We start from the raw sequence: 12,649 nt of genomic DNA on the forward strand, positions 1-12,649 counted from the left end.
GTTTCTGTTCCTACCCGCGGAGGTAGACCGTTGTCGTGTGTGTGTAGAAGTCTTTGGCAGCGCCACCCTGTTCCTTAGGGCCGAGGCTGCTCTTCTTTGTTCCGCCGAACGGCACATGAGGATCCGAACCAGCAGATTCCGAGTTGAGGTGAAGGATGCCCACATCGAGGGCGTCGACTGCTTCCAGCACTGTCGCAAGGTCACGGGTGAACAATGCTGCGGACAGGCCGAAGTCGGACTCGTCGGCCAATCCGAATGCCTCCTCGGTCGTCGCGGCACGGCGGACTGCCAGGACGGGGCCGAAAAATTCTTCTCGCCAGGCGATGTTGGTAGACCCGGCCTGACCAGTGGGGAGCTCCAGTACGGTCGGTGCGATGAAGGCGCCGGGAGTACCGGCAAAGGGATTCTCGGCAGATGTTCCGGCGATGGCGACAGCACCGGCTTTTACGGCTGCGTTGATTCCGCTCGTGATGGACCTGCGTGCCGCCTCGTTGATCACGGGCCCCATCTGTATGTCTGGGTCAACAGGGTCCCCGGTCAGCCAGCCGCTGAGCCGGAGCGTGAGGCGCTCCAGGAATTCGTCGGCGATGGAGTCCGCGAGAATGAGCCGTGAAGTTGCGGTACATTTCTGTCCGGTGGAGCGGAACGCCCCGAACAGCACCTGCTCCGAGGCCAGATCCAGGTCAGCATCGTCCAGAACCAGCGCCGCGTTCTTGCCTCCCATTTCGCCTTGCATGGGAATTCCTCGGACGGCGGCTTGGGCCGCCAGTGCACGTCCGACCCCTGAGGAGCCGGTAAAGGACATGGCGTCCACGCCAGGGCTCTGAACAAGAGCAGTTCCGAGTGGGCCGGGACCAACGACGAGGTTAAGCAGCCCCGCGGGCAGCCCTGCGGCGACGAGTGCTTCGGCAAGGCGCATGGCGAGAAGCGGGACGGTGGAAGCCGGCTTCCACACCACCGCGTTACCGTGCACCAGTGCGGGAGCGATCTTCCATGCCGGGATGGCGATCGGAAAATTGAACGGGGTGATGATGCCGACTACGCCCAGCGGCTTGCGAGTTACGATAATACGTTCCCCGGCCCGCGGCGAAGCAAAGTGCTCCCCGGCCACGCGGTCGCCCTCTGCGGCGAAGTAGCGCAGGATTTGAGCTGCGCGCAGCACCTCTGCCCTTCCCTCGGTGAGGGTCTTGCCTTCTTCGCGGGAAACTTCGAGGCCAAGTGCGTCGGCTTGCGACTCGAGGGCTGCGGCGCCCCGCGACAGGACGGCGCCGCGTTCGTGGATCGGGGTGCGGTTCCATGCCCGTTGTGAGGCGCGCGCTGCCAGGACGGCCCTGTCGAGATGCGCAAGGACGGCGGTGCCGCCTTCGGCAACTACCTCGTCAGGGTTGCTGGGATTGACTGAGGTGAGGTGGTTGCCGTTGCCAGGCACCCAGTCTCCGTCTATGAGGAGGCGGAGCGGCACCGTCCCTGTCCCACCGGGGGCGGTGCCTGACGTGGCCGGCATCTCAAGGGCGGGACTCACCGAAAGGCTCCTATGCCTGTTAGCTTCTGGCCAAGGATGAGGGTGTGGACCTCGTCAGTGCCTTCGTAGGTACGAACGGATTCAAGGTTGTTCGCGTGGCGAAGGGGCGAGTGTTCGAGAGTTATCCCATTGCCGCCGAGGATAGTGCGTGCTTCACGGCAGATTTCGATCGCTTCGCGGCAGTTGTTCAGCTTGCCCACGCTAATCTGATGATTTTGCAGCTTGCCGGCATCCTTAAGCCGGCCCAGGTGCAAAGCAAGAAGGAAACCCTTGTTGATCTCGAGTGCCATGTTCACGAGCTTCTGCTGAGTCAACTGATAGCCCGCCAATGGCCGGTCGAACTGCAGCCGATGCCTGGAGTAGTCCAGGGCATCTTCGAAGGCGTCACGCGCGGCTCCCATGGTGCCCCAGGCAATGCCATAACGTGCCTCGTTGAGGCAGGCGAAAGGGCCGCGGAGGCCAGTGACATTCGGCAGGACCGCGTCGGCAGGCAGACGTACGTCATTCAGGGTGATTTCACACTGAACAGAAGCACGCATTGACAGCTTTGGCTCGATCGGTGTGGCGGTGAAGCCCGGAGTTTTGGTTGGTACGACGAAGCCGCATACGCCAGTGTCCGTTTGGGCCCAGATCACTGCCACCTGGGCCACGTTGGCGAGTCCGATCCACCGTTTGGTGCCGGTCAGTATCCAGTCCCTGCCGTCGCGGCGGGCAAACGTGGCCATGGCAGAGGGGTCCGAACCGGCTGTGGGTTCGGTGAGGCCAAAGCATCCGATGGCCGTACCGGCGGCCATCTGGGGAAGCCACTCCTGCTTCTGCTCCTCAGAGCCGTGCTTGGAGATGGCAGACATGGCCAGAGAGCCCTGGACAGAGACGAAGGTGCGTATGCCTGAGTCACCGGCCTCGAGTTCGGCAGCGGCCAGCCCGTAGTCCACTGCGGTTCCCCCGGCGCAGCCGTAACCCTTTAAATGCATTCCGAGCAGGCCGAGTTTCGCGAGATCAGGCACGATTTCCAACGGGAACCTGGCCTCTTCGTACCAGGTGGCGATGTTCGGCTTGATCTCCTCCCGAACGTAGCTCCGGACCCGGTTGCGCAGTGCGATTTCCTCGGCCGTGAGGAGAGTGTCGAAGGAGATCAGGTCCGAGGGGTCGGGCGTAGTCGTGGCCTCGGTGTCGACGGGACTAGGGGCGAGAGTCATGATGTGGTCCCTCCTGGGCATAAGTGTCTTTGGGAATGGGAGCGCTTTGAGGGGTGTATGTACACGTCTTGCTGTCGTCCTGGTGCAGCCACTCCAGCACCTCTTCGGTGTGCTCGCCGAGGGCGGGTGGGGCTTGGGTGCGCGGTGGCAGTGCCGGCGTCCAGGTGATCGGATGGCGGATTTGGCGGCCGGTAACGTTCCCGTCTCTGTCATGGACTTGGATTGTCGGTTCCAGACCCAATGTTTCGGCGTACGCAATGCCTTCTCCTATGCCGGCCACGCGGCCGGCGGGTACTCCCGCAGAAACGAGCCGGTCCTGCCATTCCGTCGCTCCGGCGCGTGCGAGCCCGTCCTCCAGCAGCTGGACAAGTTCCCGGCGGTGCTTGACCCGCGCTGAGTTGGTGACAAACCGGGGATCAGCGGCCAGTTCCGGATTGCCGATCGCGAGGCAGAGCCTGGCGAACTGTGAGTCGTTTCCCACGGCAACGGCCAGCGGGCCATCACTTGTGGCAAGAAGCTGGTACGGGACGATGGACGGGTGATCGTTGCCCAGTCGCGTAGGAGTAACACCGGCTCCGAGGTACGCCTGAGCTTGGTTGGCTAGAGCGCCCTGCAGGCTTGAGAGGAGATTGACCTCGACCCGCCTGCCGCGACCCGTTGACTTGCGCTCTGAAAGGGCGGCGAGGATACCGATCGTGGCATCTTTCGCTGTCAGTACATCGACCAAGGCGACGCCTACTTTGTAAGCGTCGCCTTGCGGGTCGCCGGTAATACTCATCAGTCCGCCGACAGCCTGGACTATGAAGTCGTACCCGGGCAGATCACGGCCGCCTTCGGCGCCGAAGCCCGAAATTGATGCGTACACCAGGCCGGGGTTCTCCTCGGCCAGCACCTCATATCCCAGGCCCAGTTTGGCGAGCCCGCCGGGTTTGAAGTTCTCCACCAAGACGTCGGAGCGGCGTGCCAGTTCCCGGGCAAGCTCCAGGTCCCCGGGGTCCGTCAGATCGAGGGTGACTGATTCCTTATTCCGGTTAACGCTTTCGAAGTAAGTCGCGCCTGTCTTTGACGACGGTGGCGCCCACGCCCGGGTGTCATCCCCGGTTCCGGGCCGCTCCACCTTGATGACCCGGGCACCGAGATCAGCCAGGGTCATGGTCGCGAGCGGACCGGCAAGCACGCGCGAGAAGTCGGCGACGACAATCCCATCAAGTGGCGCGCCCGATTCCGCACCCCACCTCATGGCTGACCCCGACCGGTCCACCGTCCCCGGAAAATCATGACAATACCGACCGAATGGATGCCTCCAGCACCGCAAGGCCCTCGCCAAGGACGCCGGCTTCGATTCCGAGCGGAGGGAGCAGCCGGATGATATTCCCGTTGGTTCCGCAGGTAAGGGTCAGGACACCATGGGCATTGGCTGCCTTCGCTGCTGTGGTGGCGAGGTCTTTGCGGGGTCCGGAGGCGTCGCTGAACTCGATCGCCATCATTGCACCCCTGCCTCGAACGTCTGCGACGCCGTCCAGTGCGACGAGTGGTTCCAGACGGTGACGCACCGCGGCTTCGATGGCAACGGCATTCTCCAAAAGGGTGCCGTCTTCTAGAATTTCGAACACGGCCAGAGCGGCCTCACAGGCGACGGGGTTGCCGGCATAGGTTCCGCCAAGGCCGCCGGTGTGGACAGCGTTCATAAGCTCGGCACGGCCAGTGGCGGCCGAAAGCGGCAGGCCGCCGCCAAGGGCCTTAGCGGTCAGTGTGATGTCCCCGGCGATTCCGTCGTGCTCGGACGCGAACAGCGTTCCAGTCCGGCCCATGCCGGCCTGGATCTCGTCGATGACCAGCACGATGCCGTGGCGGGTAGCGATTTCACGAAGACCTTTTAGGAACCCGGGGGCCTGGACTATAAACCCGCCCTCGCCCTGGATCGGTTCGATGACCATGGCCGCGAAGGTTTCCGCGCCGTTTTCGGCGAGAAGCGCCTCGATCTGCTCAAGCGCCTTCCCCGGCCCGTCAGGGGAGGTGTGGGCGGGGGCGGTCGGTCCGCGGAAAACAGAGCCCGGCAGTGGTCCAAAGTTGAGTCGGTACGGGTTTTCCTTGGCCGTCATCGCCATCGTGAGCTGCGTGCGTCCGTGGTATGCCTCGTCGAAGACGAGAATGTTGGGGCGACGAGTGGCTGCCCGGGCGACTTTGATCGCGTTTTCAACCGCCTCCGCACCGGTGGTGAACAGTGCGGTCCGCTTCTCGAAGTCGCCAGGGGTGTGCTCATTTAGCCACCGGCAGACCTCGACGAAGGAGGAGTATTCGGTCACCATGAAGCAGGTGTGGGTGAAGCGCTCGAGCTGGGCGGCGGCGCGCTTGGCCACCTTCGGGTTCGCGGCGCCAACGCTAGTTACGGCAATGCCTGAGGCGAAGTCGATGAGATGGTTTCCATCAACGTCTACGAGCAGCGCGTCCTGCGCGTGGTCGATGAATACGGGCAGGGTGACACCAAATGCGTCGGTGACGTGCTGGCGGCGTTCGGTCTCCAGCTCACGGGAACGCGGTCCGGGGAGCTCGGTGAGCAGGCGGCGTGCTGTGGCTTTAACGCTGGCCGGATCGTTGGCCTGGTTTGCTGTGAGTTCTGGTGTGACAGTCATAGGTCCTCCTCGTGTGGTGAAATCCACCATAGGGACAGTCCGATGACGTGTCTTTGGATAATCCATCCAAAGATATTCCTTGTACCGTCTCAGCGTACAAAACCGGTCGCCTATGATTTATCCATGATTACCCTCGCAAGGCTTGTCGAGGCTGCAAAGCGTGACCTGGCGCCCTACTGGCCCATACCGCTCCCCCGGGTGGAACTCACTGGCGTGCATGTCTCTGAGCTGGAGGATCCCACGATGTTCCTCTATGGAGGCGAGCTTCTCCTCACGGTCGGATTGCAGCTCACCGGCCTGGACGGAGACGCACGTCGAGACGCCGCTAAAATCTATGTGCAACGCTTGGTGGAAGGTCGCGTCGCTGCCCTGGGTCTTGGCCTGGGCTCAGGCCATGCCATGGTGCCGGACGAACTGCGGGCCGCCTGCGTTGAGGCCGGCCTTCCCCTTCTGACCATTCCCCGTGAGTCCCCCTTCCTGGCCGTATCTCGCGCCTATTGGGAACTGGTCAGGCAAGGGGGCGAAGCTGAACTCACTGCTCTGCTAGGACTTCAGGTGGCGTTGACGCGGGCCGCGGCCCAGGATGACGCGGAACCGGAGATCGTGCGCGAATTGTCGCGCGCCCTGGGAACCTGGGTTGCATACCTGCCTGAAGGTGACGGGACCCCATCGTCCGCCGCCAGCGGTGCTGAGTTTCCACCCGGGCTGCTGGCGGAACTGACACGGGAATCTGCCATCCTGCGGAACGCGCGCCGAGGCGCCACGGGCAATATACAACTGGCATCCGGTGTTGCTTCCCTCTACCCGGTATCTGACGGTCCGGCGGCCTCCGGGTATCTTGCGTTGGGCAGAAGCGGTCAACTGGCAGCTGCCGAGCGGCACTTGTTCCTCACCGCATCCACGCTCCTGGCCGCCAGGGCAGCCGGACAGCGACACGCTGCGGCCGAGCGTCGGCGTGCCGAGGGCATGCTCGCGGCGCTGGTCCTGGAGGGACATGACGACGCAGCACGCCTCCTCGCAAAGCAGATGGACTCCGGTCCACTACCGGAAACAGCATTCGTCGCCGTCCTGCCCGACGCCGAACAACTGACCATGCAGCCCGCCCTGTCCGGCCTGGTACTCGAACGTTCCGGTGTCACATTTGTGCTGCAGTCAGCGTCAAGCGCATATCCAAGGCTGCCGAAAGGTGTCCGCGGTGCATGGGGTGGCCCGATGCCTCTCCGGCGCCTGCACGAAATCGGAGCGCAAGTCGCCGAAGTCGCCGCCTCAGCGCCCGCCGGACAGCTGATACGCGTTGGTCACGGCCTCGACCTGCCAGCCGATGAGTGGGTGGATGAATTGGCGGCACGCCCCGGCCATCTCCTTGAAACGGTCCGCGCGTACCTTGCCCACCGCGGTCAGTGGGAGGCCGCCGGTCGCGAACTAGGCGTACACCGCAACTCGGTGCGCTACCGAATCGCCCAGGCGAAGGAATTGTTGGGGGCTGACCTGGATGACCCCGACGTGGCAGCCCAACTCTGGCTCGCCCTCAGAGGCCGCTTCCAAGCGACCCATAAAGACTAGAGCACATATCTAGCCCGCGGGACGGTTGACCGCTTCCAGCGGATCCCCGCCTCTGATGCCAGGTGCTCTCCCTATTCCGCCTCCATGATCCATAAAACCCAATGGCACAACCGTGCCCGCACGATTTTTGACGTTTCGTACAAAGGAAAGCGTATATATCGACCTTCCGCACCGTGACGCGGGCGCCCAGCCTGCCTACTCTCAATGGACAGTCCGTCGTCGGAGGAACACTCCCGTCGGGAATGAGCACGCCCGTTGCAGGAGGAACGATGAGAGCACCACGAGCCAGCACGCATGTGTTGCTGAGCGCCAAACGCTCCCTCCCCCTGCACAGCCTTACTGCACCACCTGAGAGGACAACCGTGACGATCGAAGATACGAACACCATCGCAAAGGCACCCACCACCAGGACCATACGCGGGGCGGTACTTGAGGCGATCGGAGCAGAGCGGCCCTACGCTGACACCCGGCCCATCCATGTGGAAAACCTTGAGCTCGAAGGTCCAGGCAAGGGCGAGATCCTGGTCCGCATCGAGGCGGCTGGCGTATGCCACTCCGATCTTTCCGTAGTCAACGGAAACCGGCCGCGACCGGTCCCGATGCTGCTCGGCCACGAGGCAGCCGGCATCGTGGAGGAACTGGGCGAGGGCGTCCACGATATCTCCCTGGGCCAGCGCGTCGTCATGACCTTCCTCCCCCGCTGCGGTGAATGCGCCGGATGCAACTCCAACGGCAAAACGCCTTGCGAGCAGGGCAGCGCTTCCAATACGGAAGGTACGCTGCTGGGCGGCAACCGTAGACTTTCCCGCGAAGGTCAGCCCATCCAACACCACCTCGGAGTCTCCGCATTCGCCACCCATGCCGTGGTCTCCCGGCGTTCCGTGGTGCCCGTGGGATCGGACGTCCCGGCGCACATAGCCGCCTTGCTCGGGTGCGCACTGCTCACCGGCGGAGGAGCTATCCTCAACGTCGCCAAGCCTGCACCTTCGGCCCGCGTAGCCATCGTGGGGCTCGGCGGAGTAGGCATGGCGGCACTCATTACTGCCATCGCCACCGGGGTCGAACACGTCGTCGGGATTGATACCTTACCGGCAAAACTGGAAGCCGCCCGAAACCTCGGTGCCGCTGACGCCTTGACCTCCGCTGATGCCTTGGAACGCGGTGAAAAGTTTGACGCCGTCATCGAAGCGGCGGGACACCCGCGCGCTCTGGAAGCCGCCATCGCCCTTACAAAGCCCGGGGGAATCACCGTTACGGTCGGCCTGCCGGCGCCTGGCCAGCCGGCCTCCATCGATCCGCTCGCTCTTACGGCCGAGGGACGTTCCATCGTCGGTAGTTATCTCGGTTCTGCCGTTCCGGAACACGACATCCCGATCTACGAACAGCTCTGGCGATCCGGCCAGCTGGCCGTTGAAGGACTGGTTTCAGACACCATCACGCTAGAAGAGATCAACCGCGCCATGGACACGCTCGACGGCGGCCACGCACTGCGTCAAATCATTACCTTTTCCTGACACCCACATTCCAGCTCCGAAGAGAGAACATCATGACCTCCACAAATGACCACATTTATAGCGCGATCATCATCGGCGCCGGCTTCGGCGGCCTAGGCCAGGGAGCCCAGTTCGTCCAGGAAGGCATCGATGACTTCCTGATTCTCGAGCGCGGCAACGATGTGGGAGGTGTATGGCGCGAGAACACCTATCCCGGGGCCGCATGCGACACGCAGGCGCTTGTCTACTGCTACAGCTACTTCCTGAACCTCAAGGTTTCCCGGATGTTTGCCGGCCAGGAGGAGCTCCAGGGCTACCTACGTTCCATGGTTGAGGAATTCGGACTCGGCAAGCACATCCACTTCGGCCAGAACATCACTGCAACTGAATGGGACCAGGACCGCCGCCTTTGGACCGTGCACACTGCCGATGGCTCGGAGTTCCTGACCCGTTCCGTGGTGGCTGCCTGGGGCCAGTTGAACGAACCGAACATCCCCGATTTCCCCGGTGCCGAAACATTCGAAGGCGTGGTGTTCCATTCCTCCCAGTGGCGGCACGACCTTGACCTGACCGGCAAGCGCGTCGCGTCCATCGGGTCCGCCGCAACTGCGGTTCAGTATGTGCCCGAGGTCGCCAAGATCGCATCGAACTTGACCGTGTTCCAGCGCTCAGCCAACTACATCCTTCCCCGGGACCAGTACATCTTCACGGAGGAAGAGAGCGCCCGTTTCCAGGAAAACCCGGACACCTACCGTCAGCTGCGCCAGCAAATCCACGAATTCCGTGAAGCCGGATTCGAACGCACCCGCCGTCACACCGCAGCTTCCGACGAAGGAGTCGAGCTCGCCCGCCAGCACCTCGAGACCCAAGTGTCCGACCCTGAGCTGCGGGTCAAGCTCACCCCCGACTATGACTTCGGCTGCAAGCGCATCCTGCGGAGCGATGATTTCTACCCGGCCCTGACCCGCGAGAACGTCGAACTCGTGACAGAGGCAATCACGGAGTTCACTCCCCGTGGCCTCCGCACGGCTGACGGTGTCGAGCACGAGTTTGATGTCATCATCTATGCCACCGGGTTCAAGAGCCACGCCTTCATGGGATCCATGCGTGTTTCAGGACGTGATGGGATCGGTTTGGACGAACGATGGGGCAATGCGCCGGAAGCATATCTGGGCATCGCCGTCGATAACTTCCCCAACCTCTTCCTGGTTTACGGGCCCAACACCAACCTCAACCACAACTCGGTTGTGTCCATGCTGGAGGCCCAGCACCGCTATATCGCACAAGCTGTGCAGTACATCGCAGCCGATGAATCAAGGTTCCTGGAGGTGGACCGTGCGGTAGTCGAGAAGTTCAACGCACACGTTCAGGAAGAACTCCAGAAGTCCGCGTTCTCCTCCGAATGTTCCTCCTGGTACAAGAACGAGGACGGCCGCGTCATCAACAACTGGTCCGGAACCGTCGAAGAATACCGGTCCCACACCCACGACCTTCAGCTCGAGGATTACCTGCAGCTGGCCGAATCGGGATCCGAAAAGTGACCAGAACCGACCGGTTCAGCGGGAGGCCCATAGCACCGGACGCTGCAGAGGTGCTGCAGAAATTCCGCGCCGCCGGTGGGCGCCCGTTTCACTCCTACTCCGTGAAGCAGGTGCGCGAGCTCTACGAGAGCGGTTGCGCTGCCAACGGTCTGAGCGGTGATCCGCTGGCGTCGGTCACAGACTTCAGCCTGGATGGGTTCAAGGTGCGGGTCTATGACCCCCGCTCCATCGGAGGCCCCACCCCCGCTGTGCTGTTTTTCCACGGCGGGGGGTGGGTCATGGGCAGCCTCTCAACTCATGACGGGCTGTGCCGGCGTCTGGCTGCCCTCACGGGTCTGCCGGTCGTTGCGGTGGACTATCGGCTCGCCCCGGAGTACCGCTATCCAGCAGCGATTGACGACAGCCGCACTGCGCTGGACTGGTTGTTCAGCGCAGCTCCGGTCCACGGCCTGGACGTAACCAAGGCCGTCTTGGTCGGTGACAGTGCAGGCGGCCAGCTGGCCGCGGTATTGGCAATCGAGAACGCCACCACGATTGATCCGCTGCCGGTCGTGGCCCAAGTCCTCATCTACCCCATGGTGGACTTGACCATGTCGTCGCCCTCGTATGCACGTGTCACCGAGGGGTTCCCCCTGGTTGCCGACACCATCGCATGGTTCGCGGACCACTACCTGCCGGAGACCGTTGACCGCTCGGCCTCCCACGTCAGTCCCGCCTTAGCCAAGCTCCCGGCAGGGCTTCCACCGGCATACATCATCACGGTGGACAACGACCCGCTGGTTGATGAGGGAGCAAGCTACGCCGCAGCCCTAGCTCGGGCAGGCACGGAGGTCCGATACCAGCATCTCCCCGGATACGCCCACGGACTGCTCACCTCAGCAGGACGTATCCCCCGCGGAGAACAAACAATCGATGACATTGCCGGCTTTATCAGGGACCGCGCAACCTGACTGAGATGGGATTCGCCCCGCACCCACGCAGGACCATCGCGCTCGGCCCCCGGTGCTGGGGCCATCGACCTGATCAATCGAAGGATGATGATGGCCCGTCAATTGCTTGCCGGGCCATCACCATCACCCACGTTCCTTAGGAAAACCAATGACTGCTTCCCTCGTAGACTCGCTAAACGTCTCGCGCCAGCGTGAGGCCGCGCTCCTCGCCACCGTACCCACTGGCCTGCTCATCGGCGGGCAGTGGCGGGAGGCGTCCGATGGCGCCACGTTTGACGTCCATGACCCCGCCACCGGCGAAGTGCTTGCCACCCTCGCCTCGGCAACCAGCGAGGACGCTCTCGCTGCGCTTGACTCGGCCGCCGCCGTCCAGGCTTCCTGGGCCCGGACAGCGCCACGGGAACGTGCAGATATCCTGCGCCGCGCTTTTGACCTGGTCACCGAACGCGCCGGGGACTTTGCCCTGCTCATGACCCTGGAAATGGGCAAACCCCTGGCGGAGTCACGCGGCGAGGTAATCTACGGAGCGGAGTTCCTGCGCTGGTTCTCCGAGGAATCCGTCCGCAACTACGGCCGCTACTTCACCACCCCCGAAGGCAAGAACAAAATCCTGGTCCAACACAAACCCGTGGGCCCGTGCCTGCTCATCACTCCCTGGAACTTCCCGCTGGCCATGGCCACCCGCAAAGTCGCCCCCGCACTCGCTGCCGGCTGCACCATGGTCCTTAAACCAGCCAAACTCACCCCGCTCACCTCCCAGCTGTTCGCCCAGACCATGTTGGATGCCGGCCTGCCCGCAGGGGTCCTCAATGTCGTTCCCTCCGCCAGCGCCTCAGGCATCTCCGCCCCGCTGCTGGCCGATCCGCGGCTGCGCAAGGTCTCCTTCACCGGCTCCACCCCTGTAGGCAAAAGCCTCATGGCCGCCGCCGCAGCCAACGTCCTCCGCACTTCCATGGAACTGGGCGGCAACGCACCGTTCATCGTGTTCGAGGACGCCGACCTGGACAAGGCCGTCGAAGGCGCCATGGCCGCCAAGATGCGCAACATGGGCGAGGCCTGCACCGCGGCCAACCGCTTCCTAGTCCAGGATTCCGTGGCCGACGAGTTCACCCGGAAGTTCGCCGCCGCCATGGGTGCCCTCGCCACCGGCCGCGGCACCGAACCCGGCACCCAGGTCGGTCCACTCATCAACGCCGGTGCCCGCGACGACGTCCACGCCCTCGTGACCGCCGCCGTCGCTGCTGGAGCCACCGCGCTTAGCGGCGGCTCACCGGTGGACGGCCCCGGATATTTCTACCCGCCCACGGTGCTGGCCAACGTGCCCAATGACGCGGACATCCTGCGCCAGGAAATCTTCGGACCCGTCGCCCCGGTTACTACTTTCACCACTGAGGCGGACGCCATCCGGCTGGCCAACGCGAGCGAATACGGTCTGGCCTCCTACCTCTATAGCCGCAACTTCAACAAGTTGCTGCGCGTTGCCGAACAGATCGAGTGCGGCATGGTCGGCTTTAACGCGGGGGTCATTTCCAATGCGGCAGCACCCTTTGGCGGAGTGAAGCAATCCGGCCTGGGCCGCGAAGGTGGCTCTGAGGGCATCGCCGAATACACCACCACGCAGTACATCGGCATTGCCAACCCCTACGCCAACATATAGACGGGCTGGTCCGGTCGAATTCGGAAGAAGACAGCTCCCCGGCCGAGGTTCCCTCGTCGGTATCCGGCCCGGACCGGCCCGGTGGTGCCCG

The 12,649-nt window shown here is 63.4% G+C and carries 9 protein-coding genes; 5 read left to right on the plus strand and 4 right to left on the minus strand.

The window, feature by feature from the left end; translation table 11 throughout:
- Positions 1 to 10: 10 nt before the first annotated feature.
- Genes ABEA18_RS23910 through ABEA18_RS23925 form a run of 4 tightly spaced genes read right to left on the minus strand, consistent with a single transcriptional unit; the run spans position 11 to position 5,354 of the window.
- Positions 11 to 1,522, minus strand: a complete 1,512-nt coding sequence (locus tag ABEA18_RS23910) for an aldehyde dehydrogenase family protein (RefSeq protein WP_345453722.1) — start codon at positions 1,520 to 1,522, stop codon at positions 11 to 13.
- Entirely contained in the window at positions 1,519 to 2,721 is a 1,203-nt protein-coding gene (locus ABEA18_RS23915) for an acyl-CoA dehydrogenase family protein (protein WP_345453725.1), read from the minus strand. The genes ABEA18_RS23910 and ABEA18_RS23915 overlap by 4 nt, the downstream gene beginning before the upstream one ends.
- The gene (locus tag ABEA18_RS23920; RefSeq protein WP_345453728.1) at positions 2,705 to 3,961 is read right to left on the minus strand and encodes a CaiB/BaiF CoA transferase family protein; all 1,257 of its coding nucleotides are present in this window, start codon (positions 3,959 to 3,961) and stop codon (positions 2,705 to 2,707) included. The genes ABEA18_RS23915 and ABEA18_RS23920 overlap by 17 nt, the downstream gene beginning before the upstream one ends.
- Positions 3,962 to 3,995: 34 nt before the next feature.
- On the minus strand, positions 3,996 to 5,354 hold the full coding sequence (locus ABEA18_RS23925) for an aminotransferase class III-fold pyridoxal phosphate-dependent enzyme (RefSeq protein ID WP_345453731.1): 1,359 nt from the start codon (positions 5,352 to 5,354) through the stop codon (positions 3,996 to 3,998).
- Between the two features lie 123 nt (positions 5,355 to 5,477).
- Here ABEA18_RS23925 and ABEA18_RS23930 point away from each other — a divergent pair, with 123 nt between their 5' ends.
- The 5 genes from ABEA18_RS23930 to ABEA18_RS23950 all read left to right on the plus strand — a co-directional run bounded on the left by ABEA18_RS23930 (position 5,478) and on the right by ABEA18_RS23950 (position 12,558).
- Positions 5,478 to 6,917 carry a helix-turn-helix domain-containing protein gene (locus tag ABEA18_RS23930; RefSeq protein WP_345453734.1) on the plus strand — a complete coding sequence of 480 codons (1,440 nt, stop codon included), beginning with the start codon at positions 5,478 to 5,480 and terminating at the stop codon, positions 6,915 to 6,917.
- Positions 6,918 to 7,279: 362 nt separating this feature from the next.
- Positions 7,280 to 8,431, plus strand: a complete 1,152-nt coding sequence (locus ABEA18_RS23935; RefSeq protein ID WP_345453737.1) for an alcohol dehydrogenase catalytic domain-containing protein — start codon at positions 7,280 to 7,282, stop codon at positions 8,429 to 8,431.
- A 32-nt stretch (positions 8,432 to 8,463) separates the two neighbouring features.
- Positions 8,464 to 9,951 (plus strand): flavin-containing monooxygenase, encoded by a 1,488-nt coding sequence (locus ABEA18_RS23940; protein WP_345453740.1) that lies wholly within the window; start codon positions 8,464 to 8,466, stop codon positions 9,949 to 9,951.
- A complete protein-coding gene (locus tag ABEA18_RS23945) occupies positions 9,948 to 10,901 on the plus strand; it encodes an alpha/beta hydrolase (RefSeq protein WP_345453743.1) in 954 nt (317 codons plus the stop codon). Before ABEA18_RS23940 ends, ABEA18_RS23945 begins: the two co-directional genes overlap by 4 nt.
- 148 nt (positions 10,902 to 11,049) lie before the next feature.
- Complete coding sequence (locus tag ABEA18_RS23950; RefSeq protein ID WP_345453746.1) at positions 11,050 to 12,558, plus strand: NAD-dependent succinate-semialdehyde dehydrogenase; 1,509 nt, start codon at positions 11,050 to 11,052, stop codon at positions 12,556 to 12,558.
- The last annotated feature ends 91 nt before the right edge of the window (positions 12,559 to 12,649 follow it).

Source organism: Arthrobacter gyeryongensis (assembly GCF_039543785.1).
GTDB lineage: Bacteria > Actinomycetota > Actinomycetes > Actinomycetales > Micrococcaceae > Arthrobacter > Arthrobacter gyeryongensis.

Coding starts and splice junctions, on each gene's coding strand:
- ABEA18_RS23930 (WP_345453734.1), top strand. CDS start 5,478: ATGATTACCCTCGCAAGGCTTGTCGAGGCTGCAAAGCGTGACCTGGCG.
- ABEA18_RS23915 (WP_345453725.1), bottom strand. CDS start 2,721: ATGACTCTCGCCCCTAGTCCCGTCGACACCGAGGCCACGACTACGCCC.
- ABEA18_RS23940 (WP_345453740.1), top strand. CDS start 8,464: ATGACCTCCACAAATGACCACATTTATAGCGCGATCATCATCGGCGCC.
- ABEA18_RS23925 (WP_345453731.1), bottom strand. CDS start 5,354: ATGACTGTCACACCAGAACTCACAGCAAACCAGGCCAACGATCCGGCC.
- ABEA18_RS23920 (WP_345453728.1), bottom strand. CDS start 3,961: ATGAGGTGGGGTGCGGAATCGGGCGCGCCACTTGATGGGATTGTCGTC.
- ABEA18_RS23950 (WP_345453746.1), top strand. CDS start 11,050: ATGACTGCTTCCCTCGTAGACTCGCTAAACGTCTCGCGCCAGCGTGAG.